The organism is Paenibacillus sp. 7523-1, from assembly GCF_002276415.1.
Lineage (GTDB): Bacteria > Bacillota > Bacilli > Paenibacillales > Paenibacillaceae > Paenibacillus > Paenibacillus illinoisensis_A.
The window spans coordinates 38496-62240 of sequence record NZ_NPBR01000019.1; the positions used below are offsets into that span (position 1 = coordinate 38496).

Annotated in this window: 23 protein-coding genes; 12 read left to right on the forward strand and 11 right to left on the reverse strand. The window is 48.1% G+C overall.

The window, feature by feature from the left end; all coding sequences use genetic code 11:
* Window positions 1-11 precede the first annotated feature (11 nt).
* Both CHH60_RS20720 and CHH60_RS20725 read right to left on the reverse strand, forming a co-directional pair.
* Complete coding sequence (locus tag CHH60_RS20720) at window positions 12-1475, reverse strand: HAMP domain-containing sensor histidine kinase (RefSeq protein ID WP_176476149.1); 1464 nt, start codon at window positions 1473-1475, stop codon at window positions 12-14.
* Complete coding sequence (locus CHH60_RS20725; protein ID WP_095360936.1) at window positions 1472-2170, reverse strand: response regulator transcription factor; 699 nt, start codon at window positions 2168-2170, stop codon at window positions 1472-1474. The genes CHH60_RS20720 and CHH60_RS20725 overlap by 4 nt, the downstream gene beginning before the upstream one ends.
* Window positions 2171-2547: 377 nt before the next feature.
* Between CHH60_RS20725 and CHH60_RS20730 the strand changes: the two genes are divergently transcribed.
* The gene (locus CHH60_RS20730; protein WP_095360937.1) at window positions 2548-3378 is read left to right on the forward strand and encodes an alpha/beta hydrolase; all 831 of its coding nucleotides are present in this window, start codon (window positions 2548-2550) and stop codon (window positions 3376-3378) included.
* A 174-nt stretch (window positions 3379-3552) separates the two neighbouring features.
* Window positions 3553-4341: a DODA-type extradiol aromatic ring-opening family dioxygenase gene (locus tag CHH60_RS20735; RefSeq protein WP_095360938.1), complete on the forward strand. Its 789-nt coding sequence runs from the start codon at window positions 3553-3555 to the stop codon at window positions 4339-4341.
* A 150-nt stretch (window positions 4342-4491) separates the two neighbouring features.
* Here the strand turns inward: CHH60_RS20735 and CHH60_RS20740 are convergent, their stop codons facing one another.
* Together CHH60_RS20740 and CHH60_RS20745 are read right to left on the reverse strand one after the other, a co-directional pair.
* Window positions 4492-4704: a hypothetical protein gene (locus CHH60_RS20740; protein WP_095360939.1), complete on the reverse strand. Its 213-nt coding sequence runs from the start codon at window positions 4702-4704 to the stop codon at window positions 4492-4494.
* Between the two features lie 129 nt (window positions 4705-4833).
* Window positions 4834-5373, reverse strand: a complete 540-nt coding sequence (locus CHH60_RS20745; protein WP_095360940.1) for a DoxX family protein — start codon at window positions 5371-5373, stop codon at window positions 4834-4836.
* A 341-nt stretch (window positions 5374-5714) separates the two neighbouring features.
* Between CHH60_RS20745 and CHH60_RS20750 the strand changes: the two genes are divergently transcribed.
* From CHH60_RS20750 to corA, 4 genes are all read left to right on the forward strand, one after another.
* Window positions 5715-6794, forward strand: coding sequence for a DUF3048 domain-containing protein (locus tag CHH60_RS20750; protein WP_095360941.1), 1080 nt, complete (start codon window positions 5715-5717; stop codon window positions 6792-6794).
* Window positions 6795-7076: 282 nt separating this feature from the next.
* Window positions 7077-7691 (forward strand): DUF47 domain-containing protein, encoded by a 615-nt coding sequence (locus CHH60_RS20755; RefSeq protein ID WP_095360942.1) that lies wholly within the window; start codon window positions 7077-7079, stop codon window positions 7689-7691.
* Between the two features lie 14 nt (window positions 7692-7705).
* Entirely contained in the window at window positions 7706-8695 is a 990-nt protein-coding gene (locus CHH60_RS20760; protein WP_095360943.1) for an inorganic phosphate transporter, read from the forward strand.
* A 348-nt stretch (window positions 8696-9043) separates the two neighbouring features.
* Window positions 9044-10003 carry a magnesium/cobalt transporter CorA gene (gene corA / locus CHH60_RS20765; RefSeq protein ID WP_095360944.1) on the forward strand — a complete coding sequence of 320 codons (960 nt, stop codon included), beginning with the start codon at window positions 9044-9046 and terminating at the stop codon, window positions 10001-10003.
* A gap of 136 nt (window positions 10004-10139) precedes the next feature.
* Here the strand turns inward: corA and CHH60_RS20770 are convergent, their stop codons facing one another.
* The 4 genes from CHH60_RS20770 to CHH60_RS20785 all read right to left on the reverse strand — a co-directional run bounded on the left by CHH60_RS20770 (window position 10140) and on the right by CHH60_RS20785 (window position 13475).
* Complete coding sequence (locus CHH60_RS20770) at window positions 10140-10556, reverse strand: MerR family transcriptional regulator (protein WP_095361018.1); 417 nt, start codon at window positions 10554-10556, stop codon at window positions 10140-10142.
* 25 nt (window positions 10557-10581) lie between these two features.
* Window positions 10582-11310: an SDR family oxidoreductase gene (locus CHH60_RS20775; protein WP_095360945.1), complete on the reverse strand. Its 729-nt coding sequence runs from the start codon at window positions 11308-11310 to the stop codon at window positions 10582-10584.
* A gap of 256 nt (window positions 11311-11566) precedes the next feature.
* On the reverse strand, window positions 11567-12649 hold the full coding sequence (locus CHH60_RS20780; protein ID WP_095360946.1) for a DNA alkylation repair protein: 1083 nt from the start codon (window positions 12647-12649) through the stop codon (window positions 11567-11569).
* 187 nt (window positions 12650-12836) lie between these two features.
* A complete protein-coding gene (locus tag CHH60_RS20785) occupies window positions 12837-13475 on the reverse strand; it encodes a tyrosine protein kinase (RefSeq protein ID WP_176476150.1) in 639 nt (212 codons plus the stop codon).
* Window positions 13476-13933: 458 nt separating this feature from the next.
* Between CHH60_RS20785 and CHH60_RS20790 the strand changes: the two genes are divergently transcribed.
* Both CHH60_RS20790 and CHH60_RS20795 read left to right on the forward strand, forming a co-directional pair.
* Window positions 13934-14224: a YerC/YecD family TrpR-related protein gene (locus CHH60_RS20790; protein WP_017690665.1), complete on the forward strand. Its 291-nt coding sequence runs from the start codon at window positions 13934-13936 to the stop codon at window positions 14222-14224.
* Between the two features lies 1 nt (window position 14225).
* Window positions 14226-15011: a sirohydrochlorin chelatase gene (locus CHH60_RS20795; protein ID WP_095360947.1), complete on the forward strand. Its 786-nt coding sequence runs from the start codon at window positions 14226-14228 to the stop codon at window positions 15009-15011.
* Between the two features lie 89 nt (window positions 15012-15100).
* Here CHH60_RS20795 and CHH60_RS20800 read toward each other — a convergent pair whose 3' ends face one another.
* A complete protein-coding gene (locus CHH60_RS20800) occupies window positions 15101-15670 on the reverse strand; it encodes a TetR/AcrR family transcriptional regulator (protein ID WP_095360948.1) in 570 nt (189 codons plus the stop codon).
* Between the two features lie 209 nt (window positions 15671-15879).
* On the opposite strand from CHH60_RS20800, the gene CHH60_RS20805 reads away from it, so the two are divergent.
* From CHH60_RS20805 to rlmD, 4 genes are all read left to right on the forward strand, one after another.
* Entirely contained in the window at window positions 15880-16803 is a 924-nt protein-coding gene (locus tag CHH60_RS20805) for a ketopantoate reductase family protein (RefSeq protein WP_095360949.1), read from the forward strand.
* 99 nt (window positions 16804-16902) lie between these two features.
* The gene (locus CHH60_RS20810; RefSeq protein WP_095360950.1) at window positions 16903-17319 is read left to right on the forward strand and encodes a DUF4395 domain-containing protein; all 417 of its coding nucleotides are present in this window, start codon (window positions 16903-16905) and stop codon (window positions 17317-17319) included.
* 430 nt (window positions 17320-17749) lie between these two features.
* On the forward strand, window positions 17750-18631 hold the full coding sequence (locus tag CHH60_RS20815) for a diacylglycerol kinase (RefSeq protein WP_095288492.1): 882 nt from the start codon (window positions 17750-17752) through the stop codon (window positions 18629-18631).
* A gap of 150 nt (window positions 18632-18781) precedes the next feature.
* A complete protein-coding gene (gene rlmD, locus CHH60_RS20820; protein WP_095360951.1) occupies window positions 18782-20521 on the forward strand; it encodes a 23S rRNA (uracil(1939)-C(5))-methyltransferase RlmD in 1740 nt (579 codons plus the stop codon).
* A gap of 108 nt (window positions 20522-20629) precedes the next feature.
* On the opposite strand, the gene CHH60_RS20825 is transcribed toward rlmD, so the two are convergent.
* Both CHH60_RS20825 and CHH60_RS20830 read right to left on the reverse strand, forming a co-directional pair.
* Window positions 20630-22495: a leucine-rich repeat domain-containing protein gene (locus tag CHH60_RS20825; protein ID WP_095360952.1), complete on the reverse strand. Its 1866-nt coding sequence runs from the start codon at window positions 22493-22495 to the stop codon at window positions 20630-20632.
* Window positions 22496-22679: 184 nt separating this feature from the next.
* The gene (locus CHH60_RS20830; RefSeq protein ID WP_095360953.1) at window positions 22680-23561 is read right to left on the reverse strand and encodes a GNAT family N-acetyltransferase; all 882 of its coding nucleotides are present in this window, start codon (window positions 23559-23561) and stop codon (window positions 22680-22682) included.
* Between the last annotated feature and the right edge of the window lie 184 nt (window positions 23562-23745).

Consider the following 23745-nt stretch of genomic DNA (forward strand, 5'->3'; position numbering starts at 1 on the left):
GGACTCCATGATTACCCTGCCGTATCGAGTGTAAAAGAGATACAGGCACCACCTTCAGGCAGGTTACTGGCGCGTATGGTTCCACCGTGCTTCTCTATAATTCGTTTGGCGGTGAACAGGCCCAGTCCGGTTTGCCCTTGGTAGCCGTGATAGAATTGGTCAAACAAATGCGGCAGATCCGCTTCGGTAAAACCGGGGCCTGTATCGCAGACAGTGACCTGCATGATATGAACATCCTGTATATCCACATGTAGTCTGATCTCCCCTCGCGGGGGTACATAACGTAAGCTGTTAACCACCAAGTTATCCAGCACCTGCCCCACCCGTTGTACATCCAGCTGAAGGGACGAAGAACTGTCCGGCCTTCGATCCACGAGTTTGAATTTCAAATGCACACGTTGACTGGAACACAGGAAACCAATCTCCCGCCGCTTCATCTCCCAGAAGGAGGAAGGATCCACTGGTTCTCGGCGAAGCGGAAAATAATCAAAATCGGTACCTGCGGCTACCGTCATATCCTGAATGAGCCGATTAATTCGCTTCACATTATGGTCAATGACGTCCAGATGGTTGCTCATGCTTTCGGCAGTATGTACAACATGTGCGGGTGAATCCTTAAGCAGTTCCACATGCCCCTGAATCACCGTCATCGGCGTGCGGAAATCATGGCTGATCGCACCCATCAGCTCACTCCGTTCCTGCTGAAGCTTCCATTCCCGGGTTAGGGCGCTTTTCAGTTCCTTGCGCATTTCCTCGAAGGAGGCGGAGAGAAGTCCGAGCTCATTCGACGCGTGGTTATCCAAAATAAAGTCCAGATCCTGCTCCTTGATGCGTTTGGAAGCCAGAATGAGGTCCTGGATCGGCCGGTTCACGTTGCGACCCACTCTTCCAGCCACAAACCAGGTCGCTGCCGCGATGTATACGAAGGGAGAAGCCAGCATAAGTACGAGAAACGTATTTGTCCAGACGGGCGATATGGATGGAGAAGGGCTGGTTTCCAATCGGTACTGGAGCACCAGAGCTCCTGAATACATTCCGTGATCTCCGCTTAGAGGCGAGATGAGTGTAACCAATCCGCCTAACCCAAGTGTACTATCTGTGATTGTTTTGCTGTTCAGCCTGCTCAGCAGATCCACTTCATTCTCCACGATCTGCTCCTGAATCGTTCCGTATCTTCTGCTTCCACGGGTATCCACAATCTGATAGGTGATGCCTTCCGGAGGGAGCAGCTTTTCCAGCTTGGCCTGATTGGTGGTGTCGGTCCACTTGATCTGCTGCTTCGCCTGATCCTGCACAGTGTGCTGAATATCGGGGATTTGAGATTCATAATAGTTGGCAGGCTGCAGCCATTGGCTGGAGAAGAGGAACGTTATCCCCGCTGCCCAGGTCAGAAGTGTCAATACGATGCTAATCCCCATCACGAGTGCAAATGCCCAGACGAGTTGTTTTTTGATCGGCCAGCGTTCCTTAATCATCGTACGGGCTCCCATTTGTACCCGACACCCCATACCGTCGAGATATACGCATGATCCGGGTCAGCTGCTGCCAGCTTGGCCCTTATTTTTTTGACATGTTCCGTGATTGTGGTTGTATCCCCCGTTGCTTCGAGACCCCAGATGCGGTCATACAGCTGTTCCTTGGAGAAAACCTGCCCTGGATGCGTGGCCAGCAGTTCCACCAGATCATACTCCTTAAGCGTGAGCGGGATGGCATGCTGCATAATCATCACCGTGCGCCCCTTCAGGTCCATTTGCAAAGATCCGTATCTGTAAAACGCAGGCTCATTCCCGCGCGGCTGAACGCCATCGCGGCGGGAACGGCGCAAGTGGGCAGCCACTCTTGCCTTTAATTCCCCAAGACTGAACGGTTTCGTCATATAATCATCGCCACCGATGGATAACCCTTGAATCCGGTCCATTTCGGCCTGCCTCGCACTGAGAAAGAGGATGGGGCAGCTCACCTCATCCCGAATCAGCCGGCAGAGCTCGAACCCGCTCATGCCGGGCATCATAATGTCCAGCAGAATCAGATCCGGCGGATTACCGAGAAGCTGTAAGGCCTCGGTGCCGCTTGATGCCGTGGACACGTTATATCCTTCCTGCGTGAGCGTCTGATGAATCAGCGCCACAATATCCTTTTCGTCATCTACAATTAAAATCGTCTCGTTCATGTTGATTTCCTGGCAGTTGTGTTCAAGGCTGTTACTCCTTACTGCCGTCTCCGTTTCCTTTAAATAGTTGAGTATATATTGTACCTAAAATTTCCATGGTCGTAAAAACAAGAATGCATGGAGGAATTCAATTTCTTTTCATTCACTCAGGGCATGTTTTTGCCGATACATTGAAGATACACGCGATATCTAAAGATTTCATAACGTTCTTTTTCCAAATGAAAAATAGTCCCTTCAACAGGGGTTTCCTCACGTTGACTTGAGGTTCGCAGGATGATATTATACTAATAACATCTTAATACACATTAAACTTATCGGATTTATATACAATCAAATGAATGAACGAGTAACGGCAAGAATGGAAAGGGGAAATTAGCATGGAGCGTCAGATCAGTATCCGTCATGGACAGGAAGAACTAACAGCCACGATTCATTATCCTGTGGTTAAGGATATCAAGGAGGGGAACCACCAGCAGCGTGTGCCTTTGGCGGTCATTTGTCATGGTTTTGTTGGCAGTCGGATTGGCGTGGACCGCCTGTTCGTGAAGACCGCACGTGAACTGGCTGAGGATGGATACCTGGTGCTGCGCTTCGATTACATCGGCTGCGGGGAGAGCAGTGGTGAATATGGAGCTGAAGGGCTAGATTCCATGATCGCACAGACCCGTTCAGTCCTGGATTACGCGGTGAACTGCAGTGATGTAGACCCGACCCGTGTAACATTAATCGGTCACAGTCTGGGCGGAGCAGTTGCTCTTCTCACAGCCATTCGTGATAAACGAGTCAAGAATCTGGTGATGTGGTCTGCCGTGGGATATCCGTTCAATGACATCGTGAAGATTACGGGACGTGAGGTGTACGATCTGGGCGTGAAGCAGGGCTCGGCTGATTATCTTGCCTACAAGTTCACGCCGGCTTTCTTCGAGTCTCTGGCTGAGCATCAACCGTTCCAGGAAGCCGTTAAGTTTAACGGCGATGTTCTGGTCGTGCACGGAACGTCGGATGATATCATTCCTGTAGACTATGCTTTCCTGTATCAGAAGGTATTCTGGATGCGTCAGGAAGGGCGCTGCGACAAAGAGATTATTTTTCAGGGGGATCATACCTTCTCTTCCGGCAAAGAGCGGGAACAGCTGATCTCGCGTACCCGAGAATGGCTCGGTGAACGTCAGAAGATCGAACAGGATTGGCAGCACTGGATGATCTAACGGCTTGGATGGAGGTGGGCTGGTAGTTGTAACTCAACCATAGAGCGGAGAACCACCGGATTGCGTGATTGGGCCGTTTCGGGATGTCAGCTTGGAAAAGCGTCTTCTAAGCGGTAGAATAGAGGAGTAGTATAGAAGCATGACCATTCTATCCGTGTCTGGAGGTTGGCAGCAATGACATTACCCGCATTTTTCATTGCGCATGGTTCTCCCGCTATGGCGGTAGAGAGCAATGACTACACTCAATTTCTGAACCAGCTTGGAAACAGGCTGCCGGCTCCAAAAGCCATTGTCGTATTTACGGCGCATTGGGATTGTCCCGAGCCATCCGTGACGATGGACGATACACATCAGACGTTGCATGATTTCTACGGATTTCCCTCTAATATGTATACAATCGATTATCCGGCGCCAGGACAATCTGAACTCGCGAGTGAGATTTGTGCCCTCTTTACCCGCAGTAATCTACCGCATCAGCCTGTTCGAGGCAGAGGTCTGGACCACGGAGTCTGGGTGCCGCTGCTGCATATGTATCCGCAGGCGAATATCCCTGTCGTTGTCGTGTCTGTAGATTCCCTGCGTTCACCGCAGGAGCAGTACGATATTGGCCGGATGCTTGAACAGCTGCGTCATGACAATGTACTGATCATAGGCAGTGGCGGTACCGTTCATAATCTGCGACTACTCGGTAGTGACGAAGATGCACCCGAGGATTGGGCGGTAGAGTTCGATGATTGGATGGAAGAGCGGCTGGAGAAGTGGAACACGAGAGAGCTGTTTCAATATGACAAAAAAGCTCCGAATGCCCGGACTGCGGTACCTTCTTATGGAACGGAGCATTTGGCTCCCCTGTTCTATGCCATGGGCACAGCAGACATGTCCCGAAAAGCGAAGCGCTTGTTCCAGTCTTATCCGTATGGAACACTTAGTTTAAACTGCTGGCAATTCGGTGACGACGTGTAACTTGGAGCAGACAAGAGGGATACCTGTACAGTAAGGTACTAACTATACGATGACATTCAGACATGAACCACTTATGAATAATAAAAACAAAAGGTTCCTTTACCCAGTAATATTCTGGGCAGAGGAACCTTTTTTGGTGCAAGCCTATATCTATTTTCGAATTTCGAAGAACTCACAGTCGGTGCGGGAATGATAGGCAAGTTCACTGACACTGGACTGGACAACAATCATTTTGCTGTCAAAACGGATAATGATACCACCGGAATCAATCTGGTGGTTATCCTGAAAAACCCGGACTTTGTACTTCATATCCATGGCTTCCTGGAAGTCGGCTTCAGTCTCAAGACGGCGTTGAGTGGGCATTAGAAGTACTCCTTTGGTCATAATCTATGTGTTCATCATAATACGTGATTCTGTGCAGGGGCAAGTCAGGCATGAAAAAGCCCTGTTCCCCGGGGGATGGGGAGCAGGGCTGATATGGTATTCTGAACGTTACGCTGTTTTTTGAGCTGTATTTATCGTTGGTGTACCTTTGGGATGATTCCCTTTGTTACGGCTGAACAATCCGCGAAGGTAAGGCAGTACCCAATGATCCAGACCGATTTTACCAGCATTGGCACCAGCAACGACGAGGAAGATTTGCATCAGAACCAGTTGTGCATTCGTGCTCACTGTACCCGAGAAGAGGAACGCGAAGTTCATCACGAGGGCCATCAGTGCAGCCAGTGTTGTGAAGCAGCCAAGGATGAGACCAAGACCTACCAAGAATTCGCCGAGAGGGATAAGGAAGTCGAACAATCCGGCATTCGGTACTGCGAATTTCTCAAGGAACGTTGCCCACCAAGCCTGAACTGCGGGGTGATCACCTGTTGCTTTTTCTACTGCCCCGGCAAGAAAGCCTCCAGCCTCGAAGCCGCCTGTCAGTTTGCTCCATCCGTGAGTCATCCAGTCATAACCGATATACACCCGAAGTACTGTCAAAATCCACATTGCCACTTTGTTTTCTCTAAGCCATTGGTTGAAGCTGAACATATAAACCACTCCTTCATGGAATCTAGTGTGTGTTGTTTGTTTTGGTTTTTCTAAGTGATCACCTTTGATGTCTTTATTGTATAGTTCAAAAGTCATTTTGTTTGTGATAAAAATCACAATCTAGTTCAAATTTTAAGTAAGCTTTGATGAGTTCACATTTAAGACATAAATGAATTCCGATTCATCGTTTCAATTCCTTGACTCCGGGGTAGAAAATCGCCTTTATATCGAAGACAAATGGTGGCGCGTGTGATTAAATGGAAAGAAAAACGTGAAATGGTTATCCACATCCAGAAATCATCACACCTTAGACCTAGGCCATTGTACAGGAGGTACAACGATTGAAGTCATTAAAATGGAATAAGGCAGCCTCTGCTGCATCATTGCTGATTTTCGCCATAAGCCTGGTAGCTTGTCAAAGTAAGGAGGCAACGCAGCCGCCGGAGCCGGAAGCAGTGCCTGCGCCTGTAGAAGAGCAGCAAGAGACACAAGAACCGGAAGCTCCGCTGTTCACCGCCCCGCTGACTGGCTTGCCGGTTGAGGAGGCTGTTACGCAGAGACCGCTCGCAGTCATGATTAACAATGCACCTGCAGCCCGGCCCCAGTCCGGTCTGAGCTCGGCAGATATCATTATTGAGGTGCTCGCAGAGGGCGGAATTACCCGGTTCATTGCGATCTTCCAGAGTCAGGGCGGTGCAGAGACTGTAGGACCTGTACGCAGCATTCGTCCGTATCTGATTGAGCTGGGCGAGAGTTACGATGGTGTACTTGTACATGCGGGCGGCAGTCCGGACGCTTATTCCATTTTGCAAAAGCAGCAGAAGCAGCACATGGATGAAATTTCGAACAGCGGGCCTTACTTCTGGCGATCTTCGGACCGTAAGGCACCTCACAATCTGTATACTTCAGCGGACAAGCTTAGAGAGGGAGCGGATATCAAGGGGTATAGCCACGATACCGAGTCTCCCGTCTACATCTATAATGAGGAAGGCTCCACTTCAGCAGGAGAACCTGCAGCTCAATTCGATATTCATTATTTATTGGATAGTTACCGGGTGACGTATGATTATGATGAAGTTAGCGGACGATATATGAGACTGGTGAATGGCAAGCCCGATCAGGATCAGGATAATGGAAAGCAGATTGGAGCAGCGAATATTATTGTAGCGGGTGCAGATCACAAGGTGCTCGACAGCGTTGGCCGTTTGTCCGTCAATGTGGATCAGGGCGGAGAAGCAATGCTTTTCCAAAAAGGGAAGATGGTTCGGGGTCAGTGGGTGAAGAAACCGGGTGATATTATTCGTTTTGTGCAAAATGGGACAGAGGCAGCTCTGGTTCCAGGCCAAACCTTTATCAGTATTGTTCCAAACCAACCCGACTTTGCCAGCCATATTGAAGTCCAAAATCAAGTTCAAAATTAAGATCTTATTAAGATCAATTTCCTTCGCTTGCTTCATTGAATATGCTGATCAAAAACAAAAGTCGAATCCTGTCGGTATATGAAATGTAAACGCAGTGTAAAATTTCAGTATCATTTTTCCATCGATTCCAATTAATTAAGATTCATTTCAGATTAATGTGATAAGAATATAAAAAAGGATCGCACCTTTTGTACAAACCATGAAACAAATATGATAAGATATCAAAGGTTGTCATTTCATGTTTCAAGGTTATCAGCAATTTCTCGTAAAGGGGATAGAACGATGAAGTTTAAGAAGAAGGATATATTTTTCGAAACATTAGAGAATATGGCGGATACTGTCGTACAAGCAGCTGACTATTTCTCTGAGCATGTTTCCAACCTTCAGGATGTAACTCTGTTTACTAATGAAATGAAAAAATACGAGTCCAAGTGTGATGACTATGTGCATACGATCATTATGGAACTCAACAAAACATTTATTACGCCGATCGAGCGTGATGACATCATGGAATTGACAACAACTCTAGATGACGTATTGGACGGGCTTGAAGCAACGGCTTCCCGATTCTATATGTACCAATTGACTGATCCGGATGAATTCATCGTGCAGTTCGCTGAGATTTTGCGCCAATCGGCTTACGAAATTCAAAAAGCGATCCATTTGCTGTCCCAGAAAAAATTGCTGGCGATCCGCGAATATACGATTCGTCTGAATGATCTGGAAAACCAGGGAGACGAAGTATTGCGCATGTGTATCAAGCATCTCTTCGCTACCGTGTCTGATCCGATTGAGTTGATCAAGCGCAAGGAGATTTACGAGCGTCTTGAGACGACAACGGATGCTTGTGAAGACGTAGCCAACATGCTGGAATCCATCATTATGCGTAATTCTTAAGGAGCCAGAGAATAATGGAAACAACGATTTGGGTATTAGGTATAGTCGTCTTCCTGGCATTGGCGTTTGACTTCATTAATGGTTTTCATGATACAGCGAATGCCATTGCAACTTCGGTCTCCACACGGGCGCTGACTCCAAGACGTGCCATTATCATGGCTGCGGTGATGAACTTTGTCGGTGCAATGATGTTTACAGGAGTGGCGAAGACGATCGGAGGAAGCGTTACAGACCCCACGAAGCTGGATAACGGGATCGAGGTCGTCATAGTCACCTTGATTGCCGCAATTATCTGGAACCTCGTGACCTGGTGGTTTGGTATTCCTTCTTCTTCCTCACATGCATTGATTGGAGCACTTGCCGGGGCAGTATTCGTCGGTGCAGGTTCCGATAAAGTGAAATGGGGCGGATTCATTGAGATTGTCGAGGGACTTTTGCTATCCCCGCTGATTGCATTTGCCATAGGTTATGTGGTCATGACCATTCTCAAATATATTTTCGCTAAACGCAGTCCTCACACCGTGAACAAGGGTTTCCGGACGGTACAGATTTTCACGGCGGCACTACAGGCGTTCACGCATGGTACAAATGATGCTCAGAAAGCCATGGGGATTATTACTTTTGCACTCGTAGCAGCAGGTGTACAGGATCATCTTGATGTTCCGCTGTGGGTTAAAATCTCTGCGGCAACGGCGATGGCACTGGGTACTTCCATCGGTGGTTGGAAAATCATCAAAACGATGGGAACCAAAATCTTCAAAATTGAACCGATCAACGGTTTTGCTGCCGATTTGTCTGCGGCTTCCGTTATATTCACGGCAACATTGCTGCATCTTCCAGTAAGTACAACGCACGCCATTACATCCGCTATTCTGGGTGTAGGTTCAGCGAAGCGTTTCTCTGCTGTCAAATGGGGCTTGGCCGGACGTATCATTATTACGTGGTTCATAACCATTCCGATTACGGCTGTACTGGCAGGCTTGCTGTACTGGATTATTTTCTAAGAAAAAGCCGACTAAGGACCGACGGACACAACTGTTCATAACTGTGTGAATATCGGGATATGTGGACAATTTTATAATCATAAGATAGAGAAGCCTGTGCATGAACGTGTGGACAGGCTGGATATGTGGATAGCCATCCGTGGAATGATAAACCAAACGTTAGATTATCCTGTGGATACAGGGAACTGTGGATAGGGAATGAGAGAAGCCAACAGGGTTGGCTTTTTTTGTTGTCCTTGCAGCAAGTGATTTTGTGGATAATAAGGGGTTATGCGATGGCAGGAGACGGTTCGAGGATTAAGTTATACAATAGCGTAAAGGATATAGGACAAGGACGTGGTCTAATTTATGATTCGTACACTCGCCATCACACGAGATCATCAGGTCTCCATTAACATACCCCTGACACAGCTGGACCTCCAGGATTATGCCTGGGTCTGGGCAGATTTTAACCAGCCTTCGGAGGAAGAAAGCCGATTGCTGGATACATATTTTCATTTTCACCCCTTGGCGATCGAGGATTGTCTGCATGTGCTGCAGCGCCCGAAGCTGGATTACTACGATAATTTGCAGTTTCTTGTGTTACATGCGCTTAATCCAACTACTCTGGAAGCGGAAGAAGTGGATTTGTTTCTGGGATCGAACTTCCTTGTTTCCTTTCATCATGGTGTACTGGAAGAAGTGGACGAAGCATGGGAACGCATACTGCATCATGCACATGAACGGACCATCTGGGCGCGTGGACCGGTGGCTGCAGCGTATACTGTGATGGACAAGCTTGTCGATCATTATTTCCCGTCGCTGTTTGCGATTGAGGATGAGCTTGCAGAACTGGAAAACCGGGGCAGTCAGGAGTCGGTAGAGGACCTGATGAATCAGGTGTTTGACCTCCGCAGCCGGCTGCTGAAGTTAAGACGAACCGTGGTACCCATGAGAGATCTGCTCTACAGGGTCATCAACTCGCAGCATGTGCAGCGGACGGGGGAACATACCGCGTATTTTACGGATATCTATGACCATCTGCTGAAGCTGACGGACATGATCGAGGCGGACCGGGAAATGACCTCAGACCTGCGGGACAGTTATATTTCCCTGAACTCCAACCGGATGAATCAGATCATGAAGACACTCACCGTTATTACAACGGTATTCATGCCGCTGACGCTGATCGCCGGAATTTATGGCATGAACTTCGCCTATATGCCGGAGCTCCAGTGGAAGTTCGGGTATGGTGCCGTGCTGCTGCTGATGTTTGTGCTCGGTGGGAGCATGGTGGCCTGGTTTGTGAAGCGCGGATGGTTCAAATAAAGGATTTATTATAGAAAATCTAATATGGATAAGTAAATAAAATGTGAACAAGCGATGATCTTCTTTTGTCTGTTGTAGCAGCGCAAAAGGGATCATCGCTTGTGTCTTCATAAATGGAGTGATTATTGGGAGCGATTTAGGCACCGGTGTCGCAGTTCGTATCTTCAAGATCAGGATGTTCTGAAAGCTCCTGGTAATGCTGAAGCTTATAGGCTATAATCTCTGATGTTTCTTTCAAATTAGATATGTCTTGTTGAATCTTACGCTGGTGTTCCTCCAGGATCGCATACCTGGTTGCAAGGGTATCGGCACCTTGCTCAGACAGCTCGCGGTAATGCTTCATCTGTTCGATGGTCATCCCTGTGGATTTGAGTCTGGTCAAAAAAATAATGCCGAGAATCTGGTCTTTACTGTATTGCCGATGGCCGTTTGTTTTGCGTTCTGCATAGGGGAGCAGACCTACCTTTTCATAATAGCGTATTGTATCTTCCGTTAGACCCGTATGCAGGGCAGCTTCGCGAATCGATGTAACGATGTCGGGTATGTCATGCATGTCATGCAACTCCTCAGTATTGAATTTACCAAGGTATTTCTCCATTATTCCCATAGAATCCTCCTGTTGGGCCATCGCTTCCGAGAACAGCCAGTTGCACAATCGTAGCAGCTGCTTGCTGCACGGTATTGGTTCCTGTGAAACCGTTTAGATCGGTTGCTGTAAAACCCGGGTCGACAGAGTTAATCTTAAGAGACGTATCTCTGAATTCCTTGGCAAGAGTAACGGTAAACATGTTAACGGCTGCTTTGCTGCTGTTGTAAGCGAGCAGATTGAATTGTGCATGTTCATGCTCGGGATCACTATTATAGGCGAGTGAGCCCAGACCACTTGTCAGGTTAACGATTCGTCCTGCAGGAGACCGCTGCACTAAGGGTAACATGGCCTGGGTTACGGATATCATGCCGAAGAAGTTCGTGTTATAGGTTTCTCGTATATCATCCACAGCGATTAAGCTTGGTGGGGTAGCTCCACCCACAGAGATCCCTGCGTTATTGATCAGAATGTCAAGCGAGCCATACGTTTGTTCAATGTGATTGACCGCTGTATCAATGGTTTTTTGACTGGTAACATCAAGCTCGATTCCATAGGCTTCGATGCCCTCGTTGAGTAATCTCTGTGCGGCTTCCTCGCCTTTGCGCATATCTCTCGCTCCGAGGAGAACAGCATAACCCATAGTTCCCAACTGCCGTGCCGTTTCGAATCCGATTCCTTTGTTTGCTCCCGTAATGAGGGCGGTCTTTTTCATTTGCATCGTTTATTCCTCTTTTCACTAATAATGGTGAAGCATGTGGGTGATGATCTCCGAATGGTACAACTTGGAGTATGCTCCAAGTCAACAGATGATTTTGGAGACGTACATAGGGGAAATGAGGGGAAAAATAAATAACCGAAGCGCGTCTGTGACCAGACATGCATTCGGTTAAGGGGAATATCAAGGATATCCACATGTGAATATCTTTTTATCCGGTGTTGTGGGCTGTGAATAACTCATTGACGTAATCGGGTTGTTATTCAAGCACAAAAGTTGCCGAAGCAGTGGGTTGTCCATTGACCACGATTGTCAAAGTATGAAGCCCGGCATAGTAACGTCTGGTGGTGATCACCTTGAACGATTGCTTCGTAGCGACCTTATTTCTCCCCGCAGGATATGTTTTATCCGAGCATTTGAAACGTTTGGGAGCCTGCTTGCCACTCGCCTTCATATATCCAATCTCATATTCAATCCGCAGCATCTGAGGCTGCCCACTCTCATTGACCACATCGAACGAGAATTCCAACTCTTCACCAACGGCAATTGTATCCCGTGCAAGCTGAAGCTGCTCAATGTGTACCGCGTCCTGTTCATTATAGCCAAAGAGGGCAAGTGCTTTGGGATGCCCCTTTTTGAGCAGCGAGCGGCTTGCGTGGCGGACAATCCAGTCGGTATGTGGATGCTGACCGAACCAGGTGGAGGCGAGATCCAGAACCAGATCAGGATGATCTTTTGAAATATCATTCAGATGGTTTGCTACGCTTTTCCGTACATAGAGGGACTCGTCCTGCTTCAAGGCATGGAGAATGGGAAGGGCTGGCGTTGGATCTGCAATCAAACTGCGCAGCTTGGAACCCCATGGCAGACGAGGGCGACTGCCTTCGCTGGCAAGTCTGCGAATATGCTCATTCTCACTGCTTGTCCATTCCATCATTCGTTTCATCGTCTCAATCGGATATCGTTCAATAAACGGGCGCACCGCAAACTCCGAGCTGGAATAAGGTGTGAAGACCGTCAGGTACTTCATGGACAATTCATAATGTTCAGGCGAAAGTCCGTTTACCTCGATAAAATCAGGGACAAATAAAAACTCGACCCCTCGCAGCTGCGGTGCCACCTGTTCGAGGACATGCAGCGCCTCCTCATAGGAAGAGGGAAGTACTTCGGTCAGCGCCAGTGTAATGCGCCGAATACGTGCCTTGAATTCTGCCTGTTCCCAGCCTTCGGCAAATACGAGATCACGAAAGTGTGCCTTGTCCAGGGCAGGGTAAAATTGAAGCAGCAGTTCGCCGGTCCGATCAATTAATGCGGGCGTATATTTATCCTTAAACAGTTCCATGGTCCGCCTCCTTTATCTACTACTCAGTATACCTTAATTCACAGAAATAGGAACATAGGTTCCTGAATTTTTTTGTTTGAGATACTTTATATCGGATAGGAGTGTTCAGCTAAGGCAATAAGTGGGCATGCTCGTAAAAAAGGTGAAGGCACCTTCCTTATTCAAGGAGAGGTGCCTGAGGAAATGGTTAACGTTTGCTGCTTGAGGGACGGCGCTTGGTGGAAGTTGTTTTGCGACGAGTGGTATTACTACTGCGGCGACGTGGCGTAGTCGTATTAGACTTCTTGCGGCGTTTGCGCGGGCGAGACCGGGGCGGCGTATATTCCTCATAGTCGGCCTCGGCGGGACTGCTCTTGTTTTTCCCTTTTCCAAAAGGCAGGATGCCCATAACAAGCTTCATCATGGGGGCCATTTGCTGAATGCCGCCAACGACCTTCTGCATCTTACCAATTCCACTCATGATACCGTCGATTCCGCCAAAGCGGTCGATCATTCCTTTCAACTCACCGAGATTAGCCAGCGAGAACCCGGAACTTCCTGAAGCTGCAGGCGTCTCTACTGGAACTGGAGCAACCGGAGCGCCGCCCCCCAGAAAGTTTCCGCCAGGTGCCCCTTGCCCGTAAGGTACAAGTGCAGATGCCTCTACTTCACCGTAGCTTGGATAGTAGGGTTCTACTCCGGGGTACATCGGCTGAACTGGGGTTTCATTCAATGAACGCTGTACCGCACCGGGCGGAGCATAGGCAGAAATATGCGCCTGTCGCTGTGAATAGGAAGACGGACGCTGCCGTGGTGTGGGCTGGCGATGATAATAATGCTGTGGCATGAACGATCACGTTCCTTCTATATTGGATTTCGGAAATGCGTTCCTTCAACTGTCAGGTCCAATAGGCGTGAACAGACCTTGATGGAACTCCCTTTTGCTATACTGTATGTCATTCGCGGAGAGACGGCGTAGGCGGGTGTCACGGAAAACGGGATATTTGCGGAATTGGGCGCAGGGGACAAGGGAGGATCATAATCATCGAAAAGGGAAGTTTGTACACAAAATTGTAACAATTATAAGGGTTAAATCCCTACATAAGTAATCGGGAATATACAGGTGAAAAATGGGATATATCGCAGGAATTACGGTTGGTGTCCACGTGTGGAGGACAATAGTGCCTAATGTAAGCGGTAACATGTATTTTTATTCTGTAGTGCGTGAAATCGTTAACGCTTGAAATACCAACTCAGTGTGAGTACAATGAAGGTACACAGTAACCGCTAGGGGATGATGATGAAATGCAGCTGAAAAAGCTAAATGATAAAAGTATTGAACAACTATTTGAGGCCATTCTCACTCTGAAAGATATTGAGGAGTGCTACGTGTTTTTTGATGACCTCTGCACGGTAAACGAGATTCAATCCATGTCCCAGCGGCTGGAAGTAGCTCGCATGCTTGGCAAAGGCAACACGTATAATCAGATTGAAGCAGAGACAGGAGCTAGTACAGCTACGATCTCCCGTGTGAAGCGCTGCCTGAACTACGGCAATGATGGCTATAAAATGACATTAGAACGTCTGGGTCGCTAAGATGAAGAAACCGGGTGTACTGATCATTAGTCACGGTTCTCAGGAGCAGACCTGGGTAGAATCCGTCGATGACGCGGTCTCCCGGCTTAATCTGCCTGACGATCTGCCTATTGAAGCTTCATTTCTTGAACTTGTGGAAGGACGCCTGATCCAGGACGGTATCAACCGACTGGAAGCACAGAGCGTAACCGATATATTGGTCGTACCGCTATTCGTTTCGTCTGGCAGCACTCATGTGGATGAGATTGAATATGCGATCGGCGCGAAGGAAGCACCGGAACGGGAAACGGATCTGGAACCCTTTCAGGTAACTGCAAGGGTACACTTCGGTTATCCTGTGGATAACGACCCGGATATTGCCGTGATGGTGTGGGATAAGGTGAAATCGCTGTCCCGAGAGCCGAAGCAGGAGACGATTCTACTGGTTGGGCACGGGAGCATTCACGATGGATTCCGTCAGCGTTGGGAGACAGGCATATCCTCACTCGCGCAGCGGGTACAGGATGTCAGTGGCGTTGCCCATACGGATTACGCACTCCTCAATCCGGAGAGTGTATATGACAAGGCAAAATACTGGAGCCAGGAGCAGGGAACCCGCGTTATTGTGGCGCCGCTGTTTTTGAGTGCTGGTTATTTTACCATGAACGTCATTCCAGGCAGGCTGAAGGAACTGGACTATGCTTACAGCGGTGAGACGCTGCTGCCGCATCCGCTCCTTGGGAACTGGCTCGAGCGTCAAATTCAACTTTTACTGGACAAATGTAATGAGGGTAAGGCCCTTTCTTAAGAAGGGGACGAGCACTTTAAAATTATAGACAAGGAAACCACGTCCGCCGGACGTGGTTTTCTTATTGCTGGTGTTGCTTGAGGTGGAGCTTATCCTTGAACCACGAGTGCAGGCAGGCTCAGATGGAGCTCCAATAACGCAATTAATTGGTCGACCATATCCTCTGCAGAATAAGGCATGGCATTCATAATCCACCATTCCAGCAGACCCACGGCAGCAGAAGCCAGAAACTGTATAGTGATCTCTTTGCTCATGCCTCCCTGAACGCCGCACGCATCCATCTGTTCCTCGACGCCCTGAATCATAATCGTCATGAGTTTGCTCCGGAAGGCGGGAATTCCTTTTTTCGTAAGGAGGGTGGTATAGATGGATGCATGTTCCTCGAGATAAAGGAAGGTTCGCAGCAGCGCGTCCTTTGCCGTCATTGGCGTTGGATAATGATCGATCATGCAGCTGTCCACCAATTGCTGCAGGTACGTCTCGATACAGCGGTCCAGCAGATCATACTTGTCTGTATAATGCAGATAGATCGTTCCCCGGTTAACATTGGCGCGATCTGCGATATCATTGATCGTCATTTGCTCGAAATCATTCTCATCCAGCAATCCGACAAAAGCCTCCATGATGGCCTTTCTGGTTTTAAGTACGCGTCTATCCATGGCGCCTCCTCTACATGTTTCTTCGTTTTCTGCATATCTCTCTATAAATAGCTTACGCTTTTCAACAAAAAGGAGTATTTCGTTGATTATTCAACGAAAGCGGGTTTTTTAGCGATTGAAGCCCGAAAGCGGCTTTGATACTCTTATTTTATCAACAACTGTTCATAAAGCAACGATTATTCATAAATTACGAAACTGAGGAGAATCGAATGAAAGTATTGGTCTATGGTGCGGGTGTGTTAGGCAGTCAGCTGGCCCACGTTCTGGTACGTGGAGGAAATGATGTTACCATTCTGGCGAGAGGGAAACGGGCTAAGGAATTGGAGAGGGATGGCGTGGTCATTCGGCATGTATTTCAGTTTAGAACGACGGTTGATCCGGTTCGGGTAACAAGAGAATTAAAGGCAGAAGATGTTTACGATCTCATTTTTGTGGTCATGAAATATAATGATTTTCCATCAGTGTTACCTATTCTCGCGAATAACCGGAGCACCAACATCGTGATTGTAGGAAACAATGCAGATGCACGAAGCATGCAGACCTATCTCGAAGACAACAGCCCAGTGGATAAGCAAGTTGCGTTTGGTTTTCACGTTAGCGGCGGGAAGCGTCACCAAGATCGAATGATGTCCATAGGCGGAGGAAAGGGGCTAATGGTGATTGGCGCACTGGACGGTAAGATTTCTTTTCAGCCTCTGCTGAATCAGGCCTTTGCGCGAGCAAAGTATAAGCTGGATGTGAGTGAGGATATTGACGCTTGGCTGAAGAGTCACCTCATCCCGATTCTGATGTTGAATGCAGTAAGTTTCAATAAAGAGCGAGAGTTGAAGAAGCTGGAGGGAAACCGAGAGCAGCTCCTGCACATGATCGGTGCCTTGGATGAGGGAATTGCTGTACTGGAGGCAATGGGCATCGCCATGATTCCGCGAGCACAGGCGAAGCTGATCCGCAAGCATAAGCGGCTGCTGTACCTTTTGCTGAAGATCTACAGCATGCTTCCGGTGCATAAGCTGGTTGCAGGTTCTTTTGGTGAAATCGAGGCATTAGACCGGGCTTTTACCGATTGGAAAAGCGTAACGAAAGTTCCTACACCCCATTGGGATGCACTCCGAAGGGATTATACCATCCTGTAATAAGATATGCACATGTTCAAATCATCTTTCTGTTGCTCAAAACTTCAATCCCGATTACAATAAAACCAACTAATAAAATGGGAATAAGGAGATATGAGGATGCGGGAAGTGCCTATGCGTTATGTCAAAGCGAATCAGGTCGGGATCGTGCTGTTTGTACTTCTATCGTTTGGGTTCAATCAACCGCTGATCTTGGGTGCGTTATGGATCATTCAGGTGGTCGGGCTCGCCTCTGGCGGGAAGCTGAATCTGTTTGTCCAGATCGGGAAGGCTGTGCTTAAGGGAAAAGGTACGGAAACCCAGGCGGTGGAGCTGCAGCGCTTCAATAATATTTTGGCCATCGTGTTCCTGTCTCTTGCTCTCATCTCCTTCTCCTTGAGCTGGCAGGTAGCCGGTTATCTGTTCTCCGGAATGCTTCTGCTTGCCGCAAGTGCTGCGTTGCTCGGTTATTGTGTGGGCTGCACCGTGTATTTCTGGTACAAACAGCTTCGAGCTGGCAGACGAATCGGCTTCTAAACCGATGATGAATGTAAAATATAAGGTAACGTGGATGCGGCTTCGTGATTCGGAGCCGTTTCTTTGTGCTTTTTGAAGGAGATAAAGGTTAAATTCTTGTCAGACGGGCAGAATGGGTGTCTATGAAATGGGTTAAATACAGTTGAAGAGAAAATCGTTGGCTGTGTAAAATAAGATGGTATATGCTTGCGGGAAGGCTTAAATCCGTTACAGGCTAGGACATCTTCACATTTGATGATATGATAGAATATAAAGGCTTTGGAATCAGATGGAATTCCTTATGCATAGATATAGATATGGATGAAGATTCGGGCAGGATTAACGGACGTGGGTGATCATGTAAAATGTTCCCCGGTTGTGGACGCTCGCAAGAAGAAAGAAAATGGGGTCGTTCAGACTCATGGATAATGTGGAATAGGTGGCGTATGAGATGAAAAAGGCTCGCTTAATATATAATCCGACCTCAGGCCGGGAAGAAATGAAGAAACGTCTGGCTGATGTTTTGCAGCGTTTGGATCAAGGCGGAATTGAAGCTTCAGTACATGCAACAACGGGTGAGGGAGATGCAACCCGGGAAGCAGAGCTCGCGATTGAACGTGGGTATGACATGATTATTGCCGCTGGCGGCGATGGTACGCTGTACGAAGTCATCAACGGCATGGCCGAGCGGGAGAATCGTCCGCCGCTGGGTGTATTCCCTTTGGGAACAACGAATGATTTTGCGCGTGCGCTAGGGATCCCGAGACAGTGGGAGGATTATGTGGATCTGGTCATTAATCAGCAGACTCGTCCGCTCGATCTAGGGAAGGCAAATGATAAATACTTCATTAATATCGCAGGCGGTGGCTCGTTGACGGAACTGACATACGAGGTGCCAAGCCGTCTGAAAACGATGATCGGACAGCTCGCCTATTATATGAAGGGCATCGAGAAGATGGCAAGCCTGTCACCGCAGGAGCTGATTATCCGCGCGGCAGGCCAGGAAGAAATTCATGACGAATTCATGCTGTTCCTGATCGCCAACACGAATTCTGTCGGGGGCTTCGAGAAGCTTGCACCAGGGGCGACGATAGACGACGGGATGTTCGATGTCATCGGTGTGCGCAAATGTAATCTGGCCGACATGATCCGCCTCGTTACACTCGCGCTGCGCGGGGAACATCTGAACGATAAGAAAGTGCTTCATTTCCAGACGGATTATATGGAAGTGACATCGCCGGGATACGTACAGCTGAACCTGGATGGGGAGCTTGGCGGCACATTGCCTGCGACGTTCCAGAACCTCCAGCATCACCTGCTGCTGTATCGTTAAGAGAATAGGTGGTGGCGCGGTGGCAGTGCGTTTTTCCAGTTGCCGTCTGCGTGGGGATCACGTATAATCTCAGGGTGAAATTGAAAAGATGAAGTGGAATGAACTCCCCATGCGTGGGGTGATATATAAGAAGAAAGAAGTGAATGTACGTTGTCTAATACGAACCGCAGCGGTCGTGGAAAAAACCGCCGGAATTCGGCTGCCTCTCAGGAGCAAGGGAATGCGATGGCATCCCGTCAGCCAGGTAAATCATCTCGTCCATCATCACGTCAGCAAGGGAAAGAGGTGCGGCCACAAGGCGCATCTCTTTCTGCCGTTCGTCCGAAGGGAAGTGGACGTGAATCCGCGCCAATCGAAGGACTTCCGGTCAGCAAAAACGAAGAGACCGTCATCGACATCATTGGCATGAACCATGACGGTGAGGGTGTAGGCCGTGCGAACGGGTACACGTTGTTCGTGCAGGGTGCACTTCCGGGTGAAACCGTGCGCGTGCGTGTGATGAAGACCAAGAAGCAGTACGGCTACGCCAAATTGCTGGAGATCGTGAAGGCGAGCCCGGATCGCGTGTCCGCGCCCTGCCCGATCTACGATCAGTGCGGCGGGTGCCAGATCCAGCATATGAGCTATGCCGGACAGCTTGCGTGGAAGCGCCAGCTGGTAGTGGATAATTTGCAGCGGATCGGGAAGTTGAACGTGATGGTGGAGGATGCAGACGCTCAGGGTGATAAAGAGAACCAGAATAGACTGGCTGAAGAGAATGTGGATCAGGCAGCTGAACCAGCTATTTCCGAAGAACAAGGGAACGGCAGCAATCGTATTCGTCTTCGGCTGGAAGGTGTCATGAACGAAGAAGCTGCTGCGCAAGGTATTCGTGTGCTGCCTACCATGGGTATGGACGAGCCGTGGCGTTATCGGAACAAGGCACAGGTGCCAATCGGCGTGACCGAAGGCGGCTTGGTGGGTGGATTTTATGCCAAAGGAAGCCATCGGATCATTGATATGGAGACCTGCCTTATTCAGCATGAGCACAACGACGAAGTGGTAGCCAAGGTGAAGGAGATCGGCAGTCATCTGGGAATCAGCGCATACAACGAAGAGACAGGCCGCGGCTTGCTGCGTCATGTGGTCGTGAAGAAGGCGTTCCGCACAGGTGAGATGATGCTCGTCCTGGTCACCAATGGCCGGGATATTCCGCATAAGGATGAATGGATTGGCAGTATTCGTGAAGCGATCCCGCATGTGGCGAGCATCTGTCAGAACGTGAACAAGAAACAGACCAACGTCATCTTCGGAGATGAAACCCGCGTCCTGTGGGGCCGTGATGTGATCTACGATTATATCGGAGATGTGCAGTTTGCCATATCTCCGCGTTCATTCTATCAGGTGAATCCGGTGCAGACGGAAGTGCTGTACGGGAAGACGGTGGAGTACGCTGGGCTGAGCGGCAAAGAGACGGTCATTGATGCCTACTGCGGCATCGGTACGATCTCTCTCTTCCTCGCGCAGCATGCGGATCAGGTGTACGGGGTGGAGATCGTGCCTGAAGCCATCGAAGACGCTCGCAGCAATGCGATGCTGAACGAGATGAAGAACGTGAAGTTCGAAGTTGGTGCCTCCGAAGACGTCATCCCGCGCTGGAAAGAGCAAGGCATCGAAGCAGACGTCATCGTTGTCGATCCGCCGCGCAAGGGCTGCGACCCACGTTTGCTGGATACGATTCTGGAGATGAAGCCGGAGCGCGTGGTGTACGTGAGCTGTAACCCAAGCACTTTAGCACGCGACCTGCGTGTACTGGAGGATGGCGGTTATAGGACGGTTGAGGTAACGCCTGTGGACATGTTCCCGCATACGGTGCATGTGGAGTCGGTGGCGATGTTGGTTAAAGGCTAAACATAAAAAGAAGGGGTTCGAGAATTCATATATGATTCTCGAACCCCTTCTTGTCTTTGTTTTAATACCATTCATTAATTTGTGAGTAATTCTGGAGTGAGGCGGTAATTAATATACGTGCACACCCGTACCAAGCACAGATTTGTTTTGTACGGAATTACCGGACAGATATACCTTTTGCAGATTAGGCAGCTGGCTTAGGGTCTCGATATTGGAAATGGCATTGTTCTCGAGATGAAGCTCTTCTATGGCCTGCCAGTTACTCATAAATTCGAGAGAAGCCAAATTGCTGTCTTGCAGAGTGAAGGAACGCAGAGCGGACAGTTTGGCAAAGTAAGGCATCATGCGGTCAATTTCATTAACAGAGGTGTTGTTTATGCTGAAATACGGCTGCTCTAAGGTCAAATGTTCAAGCACGCTGTTCTCTGGGGCGGCCGTTTGTTCAAAGTTCAGCCTACACTCGGAGCACATCAGAGATTTGACCTGCTTCAAACGAAATAAAGCATCGCTCTCCTTATATAGTGACGAGTCGTAAATGCTTAGGGCCTCTAAGCTGGACAAGCCGTCCAGTGCGCCAAGTCCGGTTACTTCACTGACCTCCGAGAGAGAGAGTTGCTTAAGTTTCGGAAATTTCCCCAGCGCCGCCAAATTCAACTCTCCACTTCCGCCACGGAGCGTCAGGCTGGTTGCGTCAGGCGCCTTCAGCCCGGGGAGAAAGGAGCTCGGAATTTCCACTCGCTCTACTTTAGGCAGTGTCAGGACTTCTGCATTCTCGTAGTAGCCGGACAACGTTAATTCCCGCAAAGAGGATAGGCTATTGATGGGCTTTACTGAACTAAGTTGACTTAGAGAAGCCAGACGTAATTTCGTGATGGAAGCCTTGCCGGTCAGATGCTCCAGACTGGAGAAGTTTACATTTTCAATATCTAACGTTTGTAGAGCAGGCATATTTTGCACAAAGTCGATGGATTTTACGTTGGTTAAATAAGAAAGCCGGAGCTCCTGAAGCTGAGTTAAGGCGTACAGCGGCTGCAGGTCTGTGGCTTCACTGTAATTAATGGACAGGGAAGTCAGCCCGGTCATGGACGACAACCATCCCAGTTCATTGATATAGGTGAGCGACAGGGACTTGAGCGGCAGTTTGTTCAACAAAGAAAGATCCGTTACCGATTCATCCACATAGGTAATGGATAACGAGTTCAGATTAGGGAATTCCAGCAGTAGGGCCAATTCCTGATTGCTGCGAACCTGAGTGGAAAGCTCCGTAACTTTGGACTTGTCACCAAAGAAGTCCGAAAACGTGCTGAAAGATTCGTTAAAAGCACCTCCATAGCTTTTTAATCCGGACATATGAGCAAACGTGGTTTGGTTCGACTGGGAAATTTCGTAGGTATTCGTCAGGTCCAATGCCGTTAGTCCCTTAAAAGCTTCAAAATCTCGCTGATCAATCTGCTGGCTATTCAGTTTCTTGTCCTGCGTAACATAAGTAATCTTCTCAGCCTGTTCATCGCTGAAGGGGTCGGAGAGGCTATATGTAAACTTCCACTGATCATTCTCCGAATGCTCTACGGTTAAATAGCGAATGCGAGCCAATTCCTCCTCTGTCGGCAGGGCAGACCCTTTATCGAAGATATCCCGCAAAAAGGAGAGCAGAACCTCGCTTTCAGGCATCTTCCGCACAGGCAGATTGGCTTCTGCTTGGGGATGAGTGGAGCTGACGCTGTAATAAAAATAAGTGCCGATGGCCCCGGTCAGGAGCAGCATCAATATCAGCAGCAGCCTTACAGAGACGTTCAGCGTCGGTGCTGTTTTTGGGGGCGTTCCGTGGTAATGATTAATGGTCTGGTCTACGTGATAGACAGGATTTTGCTTCAATAAAAGCTCTGTTTCACAATAGGGACACTTTAAAATCTCACCCTCTTTGTATTCAATTCTTCCGTTGCAATTGGGACAGTTTAACGGGATAAAAGCCACGAATGTCCCCTCCTTCATTATGATGGTCATAAGATCATGCTGAACGGGCAGCTAATTGCATTATACCTTGTGAATTTACGTTTGATGAGAGAAAGAAGTTTCGCATAGCGAAGGAGCAGGGAAACCCTGCTCCTCTTTGATCTTTTTAAAATGCGCCTGGTTATGGGCATGATTACATAAGTCATTAAGCGATTGAAGTAATCGGATGTTTAACTTGCACAGGGTAGAGAAGATCACCAGGGGTTCTTACAAATAAGCCATCATTGGTGAGGGTACTTTTCAGAACGAGATGTTCTGTTGCACCTGGTGTGAAATGGAATGTTATTGTCTCCGTATCCTCATCTGCAATCTGATGTAAAATATCGATCATATGGAATTCGTTTAAACCAATAACATCGAAGAGGTCAATATGATTGTCTTCCTTCTGATAAACCACGATGACATTTTTATTTTCCAAGTAATAAATATCGTTACTGAACACATTCAGGCAATAAAACATGAGTATGCCTTGAGTCTGGGCGGTTCCGAAATGTTGCGAAACAGGTAGCCTTTCGGATGCAAGTTTAAGAATAAGGCGTAAATCCTCCGCGTTAGTAACATCGAGTTTCCGAAGGTTCGCAGGCTCGGGTGACTTTTTTGCCTTATAATCCATTGAAAAAAGATGTTCTTCCACCGGTTTAAACCCAAACTTGGGGTAAAAATCAAGCACTGATTCATTGGCAAAAAGGTACATGAGATCGTACTTGTTGTTGTATTCCTCTAAAATCTTGTTCATTAAACGAGTGGAAAGTCCTCTCCCTCGATAATCGGGATGTGTCATCACCGTGCCGATTTGAATTGCTTTTTTCTTCTCCCCGTGAATGATGAGTTCAAGGATGTTAACAGAAGCGTTGGCAATAACCTGGTCTCCATCTACAAATGAAAAAGGTATGTATCCTTCTCCCCAAAACCCTTGTTGGTACCAATTTTCAAATTTTATATCAAAAGTGTTAGCAGCAAGTTCGAAGAAACTCTTTCGAAGGACTTCATTGTTTTTATAATCCTTCTTAAATATAAATTCTTGCATTCTATGTTCCCCCCCTAATGCTCAAAAGTGACTGTCTGTATATTATTGGTATTATCTAGTAAATAACTTGATATATCAAGCATCGAATTCACGGAAACGATTGACTGTGGATTTTATGTATTTGATAGAGAATTATCCATGATATTGAACATAAACAATTTCGTGACGAGTAATGAATCACCGT

Coding starts and splice junctions, on each gene's coding strand:
- CHH60_RS20720 (WP_176476149.1), bottom strand. CDS start 1,475: ATGATTAAGGAACGCTGGCCGATCAAAAAACAACTCGTCTGGGCATTT.
- CHH60_RS20725 (WP_095360936.1), bottom strand. CDS start 2,170: ATGAACGAGACGATTTTAATTGTAGATGACGAAAAGGATATTGTGGCG.
- CHH60_RS20730 (WP_095360937.1), top strand. CDS start 2,548: ATGGAGCGTCAGATCAGTATCCGTCATGGACAGGAAGAACTAACAGCC.
- CHH60_RS20735 (WP_095360938.1), top strand. CDS start 3,553: ATGACATTACCCGCATTTTTCATTGCGCATGGTTCTCCCGCTATGGCG.
- CHH60_RS20740 (WP_095360939.1), bottom strand. CDS start 4,704: ATGCCCACTCAACGCCGTCTTGAGACTGAAGCCGACTTCCAGGAAGCC.
- CHH60_RS20745 (WP_095360940.1), bottom strand. CDS start 5,373: ATGTTCAGCTTCAACCAATGGCTTAGAGAAAACAAAGTGGCAATGTGG.
- CHH60_RS20755 (WP_095360942.1), top strand. CDS start 7,077: ATGAAGTTTAAGAAGAAGGATATATTTTTCGAAACATTAGAGAATATG.
- CHH60_RS20760 (WP_095360943.1), top strand. CDS start 7,706: ATGGAAACAACGATTTGGGTATTAGGTATAGTCGTCTTCCTGGCATTG.
- corA (WP_095360944.1), top strand. CDS start 9,044: ATGATTCGTACACTCGCCATCACACGAGATCATCAGGTCTCCATTAAC.
- CHH60_RS20770 (WP_095361018.1), bottom strand. CDS start 10,556: ATGCATGACATACCCGACATCGTTACATCGATTCGCGAAGCTGCCCTG.
- CHH60_RS20775 (WP_095360945.1), bottom strand. CDS start 11,310: ATGCAAATGAAAAAGACCGCCCTCATTACGGGAGCAAACAAAGGAATC.
- CHH60_RS20780 (WP_095360946.1), bottom strand. CDS start 12,649: ATGGAACTGTTTAAGGATAAATATACGCCCGCATTAATTGATCGGACC.
- CHH60_RS20785 (WP_176476150.1), bottom strand. CDS start 13,475: ATGCCACAGCATTATTATCATCGCCAGCCCACACCACGGCAGCGTCCG.
- CHH60_RS20790 (WP_017690665.1), top strand. CDS start 13,934: ATGCAGCTGAAAAAGCTAAATGATAAAAGTATTGAACAACTATTTGAG.
- CHH60_RS20795 (WP_095360947.1), top strand. CDS start 14,226: ATGAAGAAACCGGGTGTACTGATCATTAGTCACGGTTCTCAGGAGCAG.
- CHH60_RS20800 (WP_095360948.1), bottom strand. CDS start 15,670: ATGGATAGACGCGTACTTAAAACCAGAAAGGCCATCATGGAGGCTTTT.
- CHH60_RS20805 (WP_095360949.1), top strand. CDS start 15,880: ATGAAAGTATTGGTCTATGGTGCGGGTGTGTTAGGCAGTCAGCTGGCC.
- CHH60_RS20810 (WP_095360950.1), top strand. CDS start 16,903: ATGCGGGAAGTGCCTATGCGTTATGTCAAAGCGAATCAGGTCGGGATC.
- CHH60_RS20815 (WP_095288492.1), top strand. CDS start 17,750: ATGAAAAAGGCTCGCTTAATATATAATCCGACCTCAGGCCGGGAAGAA.
- CHH60_RS20830 (WP_095360953.1), bottom strand. CDS start 23,561: ATGCAAGAATTTATATTTAAGAAGGATTATAAAAACAATGAAGTCCTT.